The following is a 13,681-nucleotide window of genomic DNA, read 5'->3' on the forward strand; positions in this document are numbered from 1 at the left end:
AATCCATCCTGCATACTGGCTCGAAGCCTACTGAACTGTTCGTGGTTACACGGCGGTGGCAAATGGGCAGGGCAATCATTGCGCTCGAGTTCTATAGCTCAATGTCGTCTGACTGGTTCCCTGCCTGCCACCAACCTTCGGTTTGAAGGAATGTCTGCTCATCAATAATACCAGTCAATACGAAGTGCATTAAACATAGGATGTCGTTATATGGCTTACTTAAAAATTAATTCTGCTTGATTCATATAACACTCGTTATTTGTATTATTATAAGATGAATAGCATTGGTATTATGCCAATGTTGGCATGCATTAAACAAAATATAAGCAAACAATTAAAAAGGGTATTATGAAAATACAGTTCAATACTGATAATAACATAGAGGGTACAGAAAAGCTGGAAACGTTTGTATCTAAAAAGATTAGAAATGGATTAAAACACTTCGTTGACAATGTTTCTCGCATTGAAGTACATCTTTCAGACCAGAATGCTGATAAAGGAGGTACAGATGATATACAATGTAAGATAGAAGCAAGGGTAGAAGGTATACAGCCTGTGATTGTGGTAAGTAAAAGTGGTTCAAAAGAGAAGGCTCTTATTGATGCTATAGATAAAATGAAGGCAACATTGGGTACCATAATGGGAAAAATTAAAGATAAATAACGACACGCCAACAAAATCTATAACCAATAGCGCCTTGGAGGAACGCTTCTGCTCATAGCCAAATCGTTAGGCGTATTTAAACTATCATGAAATATATTCCCATTCTATTACTAATCTCAATATTGTGTAGTTGTGATAATACACTGCAACCTGAAATTATCTCGGTTGAGGGGAAAAATGTTTCTGATGCCACAGACCCGATATTAACTCATCCTGAGTTGTTGACTCCATTAGATTCTCTAACGGCTATCTTTTCAACAAAAGCCAAGACTATCGAATTTGTTGGTACACTTTGTTTATATAACATTCACCGTTTATAAAAATGGAAAATTGATTGAACCTTAAGTTATCAAAGGAGGAAATGAACAGATTAATAAAATTGCAGAAGGAATTGTTCAAACAGCGAAGTTTAAGCCTGGAACTCAAAAAGGAAAACCAGTTGCTGTAAAATATGGATTGCCTTAAAGGTCAACTTGGTAAATACGCCTAACCCCTTTTAAAAAAATGTCAAGCGGACACCCCTCGCCAATTCTTGCCCGCCTCCCATTTATTAGTTAACCTTTCATTTGTAAATATTTTAAAACATTGGCGCCTGCACCTTAAGCGCAATGAACTGTGATTAAAGTCAAGCAGCCAATGACTTTTTTTCGTTGAACGCTTCGCACCTCTTGTCGACGGCAAAAGCCTGTCGCAACAGATTGTGGGCAATGGCTATTTTAATAACCTTCTCCGGTTTCCCTCGGCTTTTAAGGCGTTGGTACATTTTCTTGCAGGCCGGATTACTACGCTTTGCTGACCAGCTGCACATATACAGTAGCTTCCGTAGTTGTGGGCAGCCCAATTTGCTAATACTTCCACGGCCCCTAACCGATGATCCGGACTCCCAGATCCCGGGGCAAATGCCCACGTAGCTGGCCAATTTTCTGGCGCTATCAAAGCGACGAAATCCATCTGTAATCGTTACAAATTCGATAGCTGTTTGGCCAATGCCAGGTATCGTTAAAAGCGCTTCCATAACCTGCTCGTAATGTTTTTCAGCCAATGTTTCCATGCGACGATCAATACGGGTAATATTTTTTTCTATCTCCTTTTGCATCTTCCCGTTAAGTTCATTCACCATGTGCTCAATTTCTTTATGTTGATTAAATGCTTCGGCCTGTCCGGTGAGAATGGCTTTCTGCCGCACTAGCCCTTCCCGCATGCTCATTAGCTTTTTCAGGCCTCGTCGGGCTTCAGAGGGAGGACACCACAGCTCCGGTTGCTGATCTATGCCATACTGGGCAATTAAAGCAGCATCTTTGGCATCTGTTTTTATTCGGGCCAGCTTCATTTGTCCATACCGGCGGATAACCAGTGGATTTACGACACTGACTGTTAATCTCTGCTCATATAAATGGCTGGCTAATCCCAGATAATTAGGACCGGAGGCTTCCATTATAACATGGACTTCCTCATCGATTATCCAATCTTTAAATGCTTTCCATCCGCTCTGATTGTTAGTAAACCGTCTATTCCGTTGTCGTTGAGTACAAAGGCAGTCAAACCTCTCTTTCGAGATATCTATACCAATAGTGTTCATCGCTTCGTATATTTAAATTTAACGGTGAAGAAGGTTTCCGTGATCAAAATCCATCCTGCATACTGGCTCGAAGCCTGCTGAACTGTCCGTGGTAACACGGTGGTGGCAAGGGGCAGGGCAATCATTGCGCTCGAGATCTATGGCTCAATGTCGTCTGACTGGTTCCCTGCCCGCCACCAACCTTCCGTTTGAAGGAATATCTGCTCATCAAAAAATACCAGTCAATACCAAGTGTTTTAAACATAGGATGTCGTTAGAGCAACCTTTTCGCATTTCGCTCGTTGTTAGTTTGTACTTTTCTTTGTACTATTTAAAAGTCACTTAATAACACAACCTATAGCGTTATGAAACGTGTCCAACTTGATAAAGACATTCAGCCGTTGTCCGAATTTCGGGCCAATGCAGCCTCAATGATTGAAAAAGTTAAAACGGAACACCGTCCCCTTGTTATTACACAACATGGAAAAAGTTCTGCTGTATTGCTTGATGTGGGTGATTATGAGCAATTGATCGATACCATTGAATTGCTTCAGGAAATCAATCAAGCCCGTCAAGAAATTGAAGATGGCAAAGGTACCCAGCATGAAGAAGTTATAGGTTCATTGAAGGAACGGTTGGGGAAAGCATAAATGCGTATTGTCTGGTCTCCTACTTCCCAACGAAAAATTAATGAAATAGTAGACTACATCTCGAAAGATAATGTAAATGCTGCATTGGCACTGGTTGAAGAATTTGAAAAACGTGTCCAGCATTTAAAAAAACATCCTCGCTCAGGTCAAATGGTTCCAGCCCTAAATGATGAGATGGTCCGACAGCTTGTAGTTCAGTCTAATTATTTGATTATCTATGAAATCAATAAGGATCACATCGATATTTTGACTATTCGCCACGCCAGGCAAGATAAAGAAGAATCTGAGATTAAGCCTGAATAAAGGTTGCTCTAACCAGCGCATACCCTTAGCTAAGATTCAAGAAAAAGTTTAAAATAGTCTTTCCAGGCTGCATTTTTCCCCGCATGGAAGGGGTTCCATTTTAAAAAGTTTTGGTAAGTGGGTGGCAATCGTGGTCAGGTCGTTGGAAAACCCCTCGCAGAGTTCAAATTCGGTCCCGTCTTGCCGGTAGCGGCTATAAAGATCCAGCCGACGGCTACTCACATCCACCGCCAGCAGCATGTGGTTAGCGTCCGGCTTGTCTGTATCGTGAAATTGTGTGATCTTTCTCATAGGCATCCTCACTGGTTTTGTTCGTGGTAGAATAACCAAGGTGACGTTCTTCGGTGAAGACGTCAACCTTGGGGATGCCTAATAGTATGATTAAGTGGGACACGTCTCGCCCCCGAATGCCTCGGGGCCACCTTCTGACTTTTTAGCTTGTCGTTCATTATTTAACTAATCAACATACGAGGTCCTTATATGGGTTGGCAATACTTCAATAATAGAAATTGTCACATTTGCCCTGTGGTAAAGTCGTAAACCCCCTATGCGATTGATTTGTCCAGCTGATATAATTAAAACGTTCGCTTCATTTAAAGCAAGCATAATCTAAACTGAACAAAATAGTATGAGTAAACTAATTGCCGCAATCAATACGACACTTGACGGGATTTGCGACCATAACGCAGGGCTACCTGATGAAGAAATACACCAACATTATACGGAGCTATTAGGTCAAGGAGATGCAATTCTATATGGCAGGACCACGTATGAACTAATGAAATTTTGGCGAACCTTGTTGGAAAATCCTTCCGAAGAAAAATCAATGAATGACTTTGCTAAGGCTATAGACCAAATTCCGAAAATAGTTTTCTCCCATACGCTTAAAAATGTGGATTGGGAAAGTGCAACCATAGCAAAGCGTGATTTAAAAGAAACAGTTTTAGATCTCAAGCAATCCCGCAGTGGCGGGAGTAAAGACATTTTTGTTGGCAGCCCGAGTTTAATTATACAGCTGATGAAACTTAATTTAATTGATGAATACCAGCTTTGTGTTCATCCTGTTGTTGCAGGAAGCGGTTTACCATTATTTGAAAATATAAATGACAGGACTATTCTTAAACTCATAAAAACTAAAACCTTTAGTGGTGGTGCAGTAACACTTTACTATGAACCGACAAACGAAAAAACAACAAATAGCTAACATTGTATAATACATTTTCACGCAAGAGCCGCCATATATCCAGCGCATTAACGCGGACACACCTCGCCAATTCTCTGCCTCTCTTGGTTTTAAGCCTCTTCTTTCGTTAGTTGCCAACTTAACAAAAATCCGCGCGCCGGTTATGCGCCAATCGTCATTAGGCCGCTTAATTTGCATTTCTGGCTCCCTTTAAGAAGATTTTATTAGTTTTACTTTTTTGTAAAAACATACGTCATCAAGATCAAAAGTAAATAAAGGGGTGGTTATGGATACTCAAACTTCAGAAAGGGTGGATAGTATTAGAGATTCACAGCCAATAGTAGATAGCTATTTTTATATTGGTTTAGCCCTATTTATGATAGTAATCGCCATTATTGGTTTTTGGAACAATTATTTTGGTCCTTTCTTTTTTGGTTCACTGGATGCTCATTGGTTAATTCATGTTCATGTAGTTGTCTTTGGTGCTTGGCTGGTACTTTTTCCTGGTCAGGCAATTCTCGCTTCCAAAGATGAAATCAATTTTCATCAACAGATTGGTAGTTATTTTGGAATACTTTGGGGTATTCTTCTTCTGATACTTGGGTTTATCGTTACCTTTGCTGTTATTGCTCCTGGTATAGGAGAAGAACATGAGGTCAAAAATTATGCTGTCCCACTAATAGCTTCCCTCGGTGATCTGTTAGCATTCGCTATTCTTCTTGCTGCTGCAATTCTATACCGAAAAAAACCTGCTATACATAAACGCTTCATGGTATTGGCTACTGCATCACTCATGGAAGCTCCTGTTGCTAGAATTGCAAGAGAAGTAGGAATGCCCGAAGGTTTCCTGGTTTTAGTTTTGGTGAGCCTTTCCCCAGTTTTTATTGCAATGGGCTATGACCGCTGGAAACAAGGACGTATCCATAAAATCTATTGGATAGGGCTTGGATTTTTATTTTTCAAACTTACTCGTTTTATATGGGCTGCTGAATCAGATTGGTGGCTTGCTTCATCAGAATGGTTGATAGAAAATATTTATCCAATTATAAACTCAATAATTTAATCCCATTTTATTATGAAAAGCGGCCTAACCCCTTAAAAGAGGAAAATGTCAAGCAGACAGTCCCCACCTACCTCTAGGTCCAGCATTTCAATAAATCCTCATTTCAAACCTTTAGCTTGCGACCGGCTTTCTTGATCAAGCCTGGATTGTCATGCCCGCGCTAAAGCTTCGATAGACGAAGCTGCGGGCATTCCCCATCTACAGGGACGCGGAAAAGCCCGTCCTGCCCTGCCCTTTTGAGGTTTCTCCATTTCTGCTGTACCTTCTTGTTTTGAAATCACCACCCGGCGGCATGTTGCCTATAGGCAGAACCATTATTCCGCACTACACACGTCACCCTGCCGGTATCTGCGTTAACTGTAACATTCACTCCTGAACATAAAAATGCGTACACCGTTACCGTTGTTTTTTATCAGCTTCATCCTCATTGCCAATGCTGCAAGCGCACAGGATCCGGGAGTCTCAGAAGACCCGCGTCAGCTTGGTAAGAAGTCAAACACGGAGGTTCTCGTCCTGGCTACCCCCCATCTCAGGCAGATCGAGTATTCGCTTTCACCAAACATGCTTGATTCCCTGATCAATGTACTGGAGAATTATGCTCCGGATATCATTGGCATCGAGGCACTTCCGGGTACGCAGATTTCAGAAATGAGACGGCGGGGCGGGGTTTATCAATCCGTTGTAAACCGCTTTGCCGACAAGCAGCTCAACCATGGCAATAAGGCCCGGGAGATGCTCAATCTTTCATGGAACAAAGCCGATGACAAGGCGAACGCTCTTTTGAAATATACCCGGCTCTCACAAACGGTTGCCGACTCCACCAGGTTAAATCTCGTCAACCACTTACTTGCATCCTATCGCCTGCATACCGCTGCTTTGCAGTGGTCCTACGTTGATAAAAAGAAACGATTGAAACAGTCCACTGTTTCCCGGGAGTCAGCCATATTCCTGAACGAACTTCTGGAGTCAGAAGATGAAATTTCATCCATTTCACTCCGGCTTGCCCATGCGTTAAACCTGCAGCGCCTGTATCCAATAGATGATCATATGGAGAAAGATGTTTTAGCCGACATCAAAACCGGGCTCACCAGGGCCCTCGATGATTCTACCGTGCAAACGGTTAAAAACGCACCCTACAGGCGAAAATATAAACAGATTCTGAAACAGGGCATCGAAGATCGTACGCTTTTTCCCCTGTATCAGTACATGAATTCATCCGCCTATATAAAGCAGGATCAGAACGTACAATGGCGTAACACATTCCTTGACAGCTCTAATCCCTTTTTGCGCAAGCGACTCGCACTCTGGGAAGTGCGGAATTTGAATATCGCCGCTCACATTCGCAAAGCAAGCACGGAACATACAGGCGGCCGCCTGCTCGTTGTCATCGGTGCCTCGCATAAGGCATTTCTGGATTCCTACTTCAACAGGTTGATGGGAATTGAAGTGCTAACTTTAAGCGACCTGTTAAAAAGCTGATTTGACGCCCTCCCACACGCCTACCGCACCGATCACAAACCGACACCGTTCCTCCTCCTGCCGGCTTTGAGGTTCGTCCATATCTGCCGTACATTTTTGTTTTGTACCAACATCCGGGGCACGCCACCTACACACTCAACCGTTATACCTCACACCCTAATCCTGAAACAAGATGGTTCACGAACAATGGAGAAAGAGGAACTTAAAGGAATTCTTACATTCTTGCGCAATTCCGAACAACTGAAAAACACCTACCGCTCAAGCTATACCTCAACGGGACGCACAGAAAGTGTCGCCGAGCATAGCTGGCGCCTCTGCCTTATGGCCCTGATCCTGGAACGATACTTTCCGGAAGTGGACATGGCAAGGGTAATAAAAATTTGTATCGTTCATGACCTGGGGGAAGCGATCAACGGGGATATCCCCGCTCCAGCCCAGGATAATTCTACTGATAAATCAGAAAATGAGCGGAGCGATTTATTGCAACTGGCGGATAGTTTGCCCAGCGACCTGAAAGAAGCATTAGTGGAATTGTGGGATGAATATGAAACTGTTACTTCGGCTGAAGCCCGAACGGCAAAGGCATTCGATAAAATGGAGACCATCATCCAGCACAACCAGGGGAAAAATCCCGAAGATTTTGATTACGCATTTAACCTGCATTACGGCAGGGAGTACACCTCAGACCACCCCATTATTTCCTCAATGCGCAAAATGTTGGACGAAGAAACAGGCAAACGGGCTAATAACTCCGATAACTGACATCAATCCGTTATATAAACTGTCTGTGAGCGCAATTGCGACCTGGGCTGCGGTATTCCGCCTTGCCCGCTTTCCATTTATTCGTTAAGCTTTTATTCAATAAGTGATACTGCATTGTGGCACCTTCAGCTTAAATGCAGGGTCGATATACTCCTTAAGTGATCTCCTACCCACGATGAATGAACAACAGAACATGGTGGTTGCCACTACAGTCGCGGGCCTGATTTTGGTCGTTGTCTATCTTTGTCCGTGGCGCACCGCGTCTACAGGAGAAATCCGGTGGAGTCCGATCTACCAGCCTCCGCTGTCCTACGTCCGATCCTACGACGGCCAGCACGGTACCCGGGGCAGTTCCAGGATTGAATCGGAAGAGGCGCACGTTGCCGTGAGTATCCTGATCCTGGAAGTCCTGGCCCTGCTTGCAGCCGGAGGCACGCTCTATCTCTTTTTTTCAGATGACGGGGAGGATGAGGAAAGCCACCCAGAAGCATCCAGCTGATGGTATAACGACTCTAACCTGCCCGATGTAAGCGCCCTCGCTTTTGGTTTTGAAACGCCGCTTTCGTTAATTGCAGGCTCAACGCCCCGACGGTTATCCACCGGGTCGCCGGTGTGATGGGTTTCATACAATTATAAACAGGCCAAGTCATGAACTACGCTGTATTTGATACCGGGCAGTCCCGGGAAGTAATCGAACTCTTTCGCCGGGTATTCACTGACTCGGAAGGCCGGGATGAGGGCATGTTGATCGGGAACCTCGTTTCCGGACTGATCAGCACCAGAGGCCGCGATGTCGCAGGATTTGTAGCCACCGACCAGGAAAAAATAGTCGGCTGTATATTTTTCAGCCGGCTGACCGTTCAGGACAATACGAATGCGTTCATCCTGTCTCCCGTAGCAGTCGATACCAGTTACCAGGGACAGGGAACAGGACAAGAGTTGATAGGGTTCGGTATTCAGCACCTGAAAGAGCAGGGTGTGGAGCGGGTGTTCACTTACGGCAACCCCGCTTTCTACGGGAAAGTGGGGTTCAAACCGGTCAGCGAAGAATGTGTTTCTCCCCCACTGGAATTAACGCAGCCGGAAGGCTGGCTTGGCCAATCACTCACTGGAGATAAAATAATGCCCATAGCCGGCGCATCCCGCTGCGTAGAAGCATTAAATAAGCAGGAGTACTGGTAATATCTCAACCGGGCGGGATTCAACCTTTTCTTGTCCGCCTCTATTTTTATCCGTACTCTTTCTTATTCCAAAGCATTAAACACGCTGGCGTGCGGCATAAGCGCAGGATTATTATTCTTAAATAATTTAAGGAACGGAACTCCATGTTATTTACCAAGATGTCCCTTGCTGATTTCCCCTGGAAAATGCTGTTACTTGAAGGGCTTCTTGTCGTCTTGAGCGTCCTGCTGGCATTGGCCCTCAACAGCTGGCGCGAAGCCCGGACCCATCAGAATCTGGCAGACCGTGCATTGCAGGAAGTGATGGATGAAGCACAGATTAACTGCGCACGCATTGAAAGCGTTCAGTCCTACCACAGGGCTGTGGTAAACGGCAGCCAAAAGCCGACCGGATTAAAGATCGGATTTCTGCGCAATGATGCCTGGGATGTTGCCAAAACCACGGGTGCAGCTTCCTATCTTGACTATCAACTGGCATCCAGGATCGGAGAAATCAGCGCTCACCAAAGTGACCATCGGTCTATTGTACGAGCTTATACGGAAGCATTGTTTACAAACGGCCTTCAACTGGAGCCGGGGCAACAGATGCACCAGCAGGGAGAACAGGGAGTCATTAACGAACTGCTTCGCATCCAGGAAAAATTGCTCACAAAATATCAGAGCCTGCAGGAACTGCTGAACGAACAGCATAACAGCGCTATTGCGACACCTGATGTTTGTGGAAATGGGTAAATTATAACCTTCGGTAGTCCCGAACAGTCATTGTGCTTCCTCTGCCAGCCGCCCCCTATTCATTGGTTATAAATAACGCAGCGTTCACCCTCCCGCTCTTTGTCCCAACGGTGATACCAACCTCTTGGTTCGCATTAGTTATCATCCCGGTTCCGGGTGTAGAATTGTAAAAAAGTGTACCATGAAAAAGTTACTTCTTCTTGCTTCTGCCCTGGCCCTGCTTTCCTGCTCCGAGCAACGTACGGATGCCCTGATGACAGAACCAGCCGGATCCGCCCACTATTATATCAACAACCAGAGCAGTACTGAGATAACAGTGATCTTTGTCACGTCCGCAGCACTAAATTTCGAGACCGATAGCTCCGCGGTTCCCGGGGACAGCTCAAAAGTGATTTTCAGGGATGGCGGCATCGGGATCAACCCGAAACCCTCAGATTCGTTCAGTAATCTCAAGTTTTTCAGGGAGACAAAGAGAAATAGCCCCGTCATTGTCATTGACTCTATTAGGAACGAAGCCTGGAAAGTCATCCACAGCGAGATGGATGATTCGGGTTACGGCCTGACGGAATATGAGTTAACCATTTCCGATCAGGGCCTGGAATAGCTCCAGCCGGCCAACAGCCAGCACTTCAACTTGCCCACCCTGTTGCTCCCGGTTTCAAATAGTTCTGCTTTCACTGCCGGTTAAAAATAAGTCCAGCACTGTCCTGCAGGCCACAGGCCGTTATTTGACATTGCTCATCTTTTTAAAAATTTTGCCTGGACATAACCAGAACAACGGGGAGTGGTTATGCAACTTTGTAGTCACGAGAGTTTCATTGTTGCAAGTTCTTAATCCAAAGAGAGAGGAACTATTATGGAAAATCCTGTCGAACACCAAGTCAAAGCCTTCAATAACAGGAACCTGGATGCTTTCATGGAAGCTTTTGCCGCTGACATAAACGTTGAAAACGGCAGTGGCGAAGAGCTGTTAAGCGGCCAACAGGAGTTCCGTGCTTTTACGAAGTGATGTTTGACAACAGCCCCGAACTTCACTGCGATATCCTTAACCGTATGAGCGTTGGGGACTGGGTGATAGACGAAGAAAAATTAGAAGGACTCCATGCCCAAGGATTTCCAGAAGAGGCTCATGCGGTAGTTGCCTACTCCGTGAGTAATGGCCAAATTACCTTTGTACGCATGTTTTCCTGAGCATCTGGGCCCAGGTGTAATCGTACCAGGTCCTTAGTGTTTTCTCTGGACAAACAGCTGCATACCCCGCCGGTTATGCACCAGATCCTTATAGTGCTAATCTTGTCTTGTTCCCGGTGAACTGGAGAATTTACACTTAAGTAAAGTCTGGCACAATGGCCGTTAAACAACAATATGCCTGCCGGCATCCTGGCTGCTCATACATTGCGTCAAGGGGCCGGGAATGGGCCAGGAATCTGAAGAGAGAAGGGCTCGCCCCCCAGGCCGGAGAAGCCTTTGCCGGGCTCCTGTGTCGGAGTGCAATCCATATACAATTTTTCTGTGGCTGCGGGGAAATCTGGCCGGAAAATCAAGCGGACGGGCCAGCTTGCCACATAATCAGCATGTCTGCGGGGACGCCCACCACACTCCGGACGCCTCTGGCTTTTGGGCATCCCGTTTAATCTACCCCTCCCCCCCGGCCTTGCTGCGTGCTTGCTCCCCCGGCAAGGGGCGTTAATTAACGGCCCTTATGGCGGATGTAGAAATTATCCTGTCCAATTTCCAATATTTCAGTCATTATAACAATGCAGCACAAACACAGAATATCCAGCAAAAAAACAACAGCCATGAATATTTTCTTATGGGTTCTTCAAGTTCTTCTCGCACTGCATACCGCCGCGGGGGCGGTGTGGAAATTCTCCCATTCAGCCGGACAGACTATGCCTTCCCTGGCCACGATTCCGCAGGAAATCTGGATAGGAATGAGTGTCGTCGAGCTGCTTTGCAGCCTGGCCCTGATCCTTCCGGCAGTAAACAAGTTCTCCGGAACCCTGGTGCCTGCCGCAGCGGTCATTATCGCCGCAGAGATGCTTCTCTTTTCTGTGATGCACCTCGCTTACGGTGCCGCGAGTGTACAGCCCGTGGTTTACTGGATCACCGTGGCTGCCGTCTGTGGCTTTATCGCCTACGGAAGATACGCTTCCTCCCCTCTTCAGTCCTGACCAGCTCCCCTGATGCCCCCGATAAATAAATACATACAGACAATCAAAACACGATGCTGCCATGACAAAAGCAGAGACCGTCAATTTCTATATCGCCAACGCTCCCGCAGAGCCCATCTTGTCATGGAAGAACTCCGGGAAATCATACCATCAACGGTCCCCCAGGCGGAAGAAGGGATAAGCTGGAAGGTGCCGATCCGCAAATATCGCGGTATTCTTGCCGGTTTCAATTTCAGCTGTTTCTACCGTACATTTTGTAATAACATGGCCGTTAAGCTGCCCGTTTTCCTGGGCCCGGCCATTTTTGACAACAGCAGTAACAACGCACACTGAACCTGGGAATGACCTGCTATCAAAATGAAATAGATCGAATCAGGGAAAACTGCTATTCAAACGAACTGCAGATAGCCACCATCATTCAAACGCGGCAGTTCATTATCAACAATTTCGATAAAAAGCTGAATCTGGACTTGCTGTCCCGCAGGCAGCACATCTCCAAGTTTCATTTACTGCGTCTTTTCAAAAGGTATTACGGGCTGACCATCCGGCAATACCTGATTGAAACGCGATTGGAAAAATCCAAGGAATTTCTGGCTAATGGCATGTCGGTCACCGAAACCTGCTTTGCCGTGGGATATGAAAGCCCGGGCTCGTTCAGTACATTATTCAAAAGCAGGACCGGGTTCACCCCATCGATTTTCAAAAACAGCAACTTTCGATAAGCTAATGTGCGCTGGATTTAGAATCTTATTGCCAGCATTAATTCATCTACCAATAGACAAGAGGTGTAATTATGAAAATCAACGTGATAGGCATTCCGGTTCAGGACCAGGACAAAGCACTGAAATTTTATACCGAAACACTGGGCTTCGTCGAGAAGCGCGATATTCCATTGGCCGAGGGAAACAGGTGGTTAACCGTCGTTGCCAAAGAAGAACAAGATGGACCGGAACTGCTCCTCGAACCCTCTCCAACCAGCTTTGAGCCGGCAAGAGTGTACCAGAAAGCACTGTATGACGCCGGTATCCCCTATACACAGTTCAGTGTAGACAATGTTCAAGAGGAATACGAACGCTTGAGCCGGCTTGGCGTCGAATTCAGCATGAAACCGACGGAGATGGGAACCACCAAAATTGCTGTATTTGACGACACCTGCGGAAACAAAATGCAGATTGTTGAAATGCTGTAACCCGAAATCTCCGTCCCCCCGGCAGGCCGTGCGTGAGACTCTCCCTGGCCGGTTTCCTTTGACCGGCGGTGACCGCTCCCTGCAGAAAGGAGCAGATCAATGCGGGGAGACCACTTCAAAGCCTATCTGATCAGGCAAATCTTTAACTTTATGGCCGGGAGTTATGCCCTTTGTAGCCTTCAATACGAGGAAATCGCCCGCGGCAGCCCCCGTAAAAACGATCCCGAACAGCAGCAGGTAGGCACTGCCCATCCATAACCCCGCTATGGAGGGGATGATCCCAAGGAGCAAACCGGGCATTACGGTCCCGGCCCGGTACGACCGGATGGAAATCTTTTCCCTTAAATGGACGTAGGGAATAAAGGGCTTTTCTATATAGCCAAATTTAATGGCCCTGCATCCTTTTCTGGCAACAAGTATGAAAGTGAGCGCATGGATGAGTTCATGTAGAATCATGCCGGCGAACAGACCGATCATGATAAAGAAATATATTTTTGCAAAAATCCATATATACGAGAGGAGCCCGTCATTCAAGAACACCTGTACCAGGCTTTTAACCTGGTCGAACAGTTCCGATCCCCAGATTATCATAAACGGCACTCCTATTACAATGGCATTGTATATAGTGAATGTTTTGGCAAAGGCCGATATTTGTTCATTGGAAATGACAATTTTTCGATTATTCATAGTACGCTGGTTTTAGGTAATCCGGGGTTGCCATGAAATACCACAACCCCGGATTGT

At 45.8% G+C, this 13,681-nt stretch carries 21 protein-coding genes; 18 read left to right on the forward strand and 3 right to left on the reverse strand.

Annotation, left to right across the window (positions count from 1 at the left end; translation table 11 throughout):
• Nucleotides 1–348: 348 nt before the first annotated feature.
• A complete protein-coding gene (locus FN808_RS15765; RefSeq protein WP_142715581.1) occupies nucleotides 349–663 on the forward strand; it encodes an HPF/RaiA family ribosome-associated protein in 315 nt (104 codons plus the stop codon).
• 86 nt (nucleotides 664–749) lie between these two features.
• Nucleotides 750–983 carry a hypothetical protein gene (locus FN808_RS18975; RefSeq protein ID WP_185958446.1) on the forward strand — a complete coding sequence of 78 codons (234 nt, stop codon included), beginning with the start codon at nucleotides 750–752 and terminating at the stop codon, nucleotides 981–983.
• A gap of 305 nt (nucleotides 984–1,288) precedes the next feature.
• On the opposite strand, the gene FN808_RS15770 is transcribed toward FN808_RS18975, so the two are convergent.
• The gene (locus FN808_RS15770; RefSeq protein ID WP_142715582.1) at nucleotides 1,289–2,242 is read right to left on the reverse strand and encodes an IS110 family RNA-guided transposase; all 954 of its coding nucleotides are present in this window, start codon (nucleotides 2,240–2,242) and stop codon (nucleotides 1,289–1,291) included.
• 344 nt (nucleotides 2,243–2,586) lie between these two features.
• Here FN808_RS15770 and FN808_RS15775 point away from each other — a divergent pair, with 344 nt between their 5' ends.
• Nucleotides 2,587–2,871, forward strand: coding sequence for a type II toxin-antitoxin system Phd/YefM family antitoxin (locus FN808_RS15775; RefSeq protein ID WP_142715583.1), 285 nt, complete (start codon nucleotides 2,587–2,589; stop codon nucleotides 2,869–2,871).
• The gene (locus FN808_RS15780; RefSeq protein WP_142715584.1) at nucleotides 2,872–3,174 is read left to right on the forward strand and encodes a type II toxin-antitoxin system RelE/ParE family toxin; all 303 of its coding nucleotides are present in this window, start codon (nucleotides 2,872–2,874) and stop codon (nucleotides 3,172–3,174) included.
• A 48-nt stretch (nucleotides 3,175–3,222) separates the two neighbouring features.
• Here FN808_RS15780 and FN808_RS15785 read toward each other — a convergent pair whose 3' ends face one another.
• A complete protein-coding gene (locus FN808_RS15785) occupies nucleotides 3,223–3,465 on the reverse strand; it encodes a hypothetical protein (RefSeq protein ID WP_142715585.1) in 243 nt (80 codons plus the stop codon).
• Nucleotides 3,466–3,802: 337 nt separating this feature from the next.
• Here FN808_RS15785 and FN808_RS15790 point away from each other — a divergent pair, with 337 nt between their 5' ends.
• The 14 genes from FN808_RS15790 (at nucleotide 3,803) to FN808_RS15845 (ending at nucleotide 12,937) form a co-directional block, all read left to right on the forward strand.
• On the forward strand, nucleotides 3,803–4,378 hold the full coding sequence (locus FN808_RS15790; RefSeq protein ID WP_142715586.1) for a dihydrofolate reductase family protein: 576 nt from the start codon (nucleotides 3,803–3,805) through the stop codon (nucleotides 4,376–4,378).
• 265 nt (nucleotides 4,379–4,643) lie between these two features.
• Nucleotides 4,644–5,420 carry a hypothetical protein gene (locus FN808_RS15795; RefSeq protein WP_142715587.1) on the forward strand — a complete coding sequence of 259 codons (777 nt, stop codon included), beginning with the start codon at nucleotides 4,644–4,646 and terminating at the stop codon, nucleotides 5,418–5,420.
• Between the two features lie 384 nt (nucleotides 5,421–5,804).
• A complete protein-coding gene (locus FN808_RS15800; protein ID WP_142715588.1) occupies nucleotides 5,805–6,899 on the forward strand; it encodes a DUF5694 domain-containing protein in 1,095 nt (364 codons plus the stop codon).
• A gap of 186 nt (nucleotides 6,900–7,085) precedes the next feature.
• The gene (locus FN808_RS15805; RefSeq protein ID WP_142715589.1) at nucleotides 7,086–7,661 is read left to right on the forward strand and encodes an HD domain-containing protein; all 576 of its coding nucleotides are present in this window, start codon (nucleotides 7,086–7,088) and stop codon (nucleotides 7,659–7,661) included.
• A gap of 175 nt (nucleotides 7,662–7,836) precedes the next feature.
• A complete protein-coding gene (locus FN808_RS15810) occupies nucleotides 7,837–8,160 on the forward strand; it encodes a hypothetical protein (RefSeq protein WP_142715590.1) in 324 nt (107 codons plus the stop codon).
• A gap of 149 nt (nucleotides 8,161–8,309) precedes the next feature.
• Nucleotides 8,310–8,843, forward strand: coding sequence for a GNAT family N-acetyltransferase (locus FN808_RS15815; RefSeq protein ID WP_142715591.1), 534 nt, complete (start codon nucleotides 8,310–8,312; stop codon nucleotides 8,841–8,843).
• Between the two features lie 143 nt (nucleotides 8,844–8,986).
• Complete coding sequence (locus FN808_RS15820; protein ID WP_142715592.1) at nucleotides 8,987–9,574, forward strand: hypothetical protein; 588 nt, start codon at nucleotides 8,987–8,989, stop codon at nucleotides 9,572–9,574.
• 181 nt (nucleotides 9,575–9,755) lie between these two features.
• Nucleotides 9,756–10,178, forward strand: a complete 423-nt coding sequence (locus FN808_RS15825) for a hypothetical protein (RefSeq protein ID WP_142715593.1) — start codon at nucleotides 9,756–9,758, stop codon at nucleotides 10,176–10,178.
• 252 nt (nucleotides 10,179–10,430) lie between these two features.
• Nucleotides 10,431–10,583, forward strand: coding sequence for a nuclear transport factor 2 family protein (locus FN808_RS18980; RefSeq protein WP_185958447.1), 153 nt, complete (start codon nucleotides 10,431–10,433; stop codon nucleotides 10,581–10,583).
• A gap of 44 nt (nucleotides 10,584–10,627) precedes the next feature.
• Nucleotides 10,628–10,765: a hypothetical protein gene (locus FN808_RS18985; RefSeq protein ID WP_185958448.1), complete on the forward strand. Its 138-nt coding sequence runs from the start codon at nucleotides 10,628–10,630 to the stop codon at nucleotides 10,763–10,765.
• Nucleotides 10,766–11,373: 608 nt separating this feature from the next.
• Entirely contained in the window at nucleotides 11,374–11,748 is a 375-nt protein-coding gene (locus tag FN808_RS15830; RefSeq protein ID WP_142715654.1) for a DoxX family protein, read from the forward strand.
• Between the two features lie 123 nt (nucleotides 11,749–11,871).
• On the forward strand, nucleotides 11,872–12,081 hold the full coding sequence (locus tag FN808_RS15835) for a DUF1801 domain-containing protein (protein ID WP_142715594.1): 210 nt from the start codon (nucleotides 11,872–11,874) through the stop codon (nucleotides 12,079–12,081).
• A gap of 8 nt (nucleotides 12,082–12,089) precedes the next feature.
• Nucleotides 12,090–12,470 carry a helix-turn-helix domain-containing protein gene (locus tag FN808_RS15840; RefSeq protein ID WP_142715595.1) on the forward strand — a complete coding sequence of 127 codons (381 nt, stop codon included), beginning with the start codon at nucleotides 12,090–12,092 and terminating at the stop codon, nucleotides 12,468–12,470.
• Nucleotides 12,471–12,541: 71 nt separating this feature from the next.
• A complete protein-coding gene (locus FN808_RS15845; RefSeq protein WP_142715596.1) occupies nucleotides 12,542–12,937 on the forward strand; it encodes a VOC family protein in 396 nt (131 codons plus the stop codon).
• 96 nt (nucleotides 12,938–13,033) lie between these two features.
• On the opposite strand, the gene FN808_RS15850 is transcribed toward FN808_RS15845, so the two are convergent.
• Nucleotides 13,034–13,624, reverse strand: coding sequence for a DUF3267 domain-containing protein (locus tag FN808_RS15850; protein ID WP_142715597.1), 591 nt, complete (start codon nucleotides 13,622–13,624; stop codon nucleotides 13,034–13,036).
• Nucleotides 13,625–13,681 lie beyond the last annotated feature (57 nt).

Origin of the sequence: Fodinibius sediminis (assembly GCF_900182555.1) — a bacterium.
GTDB classification, from domain to species: Bacteria; Bacteroidota; Rhodothermia; order Balneolales; family Balneolaceae; genus Fodinibius; species Fodinibius sediminis.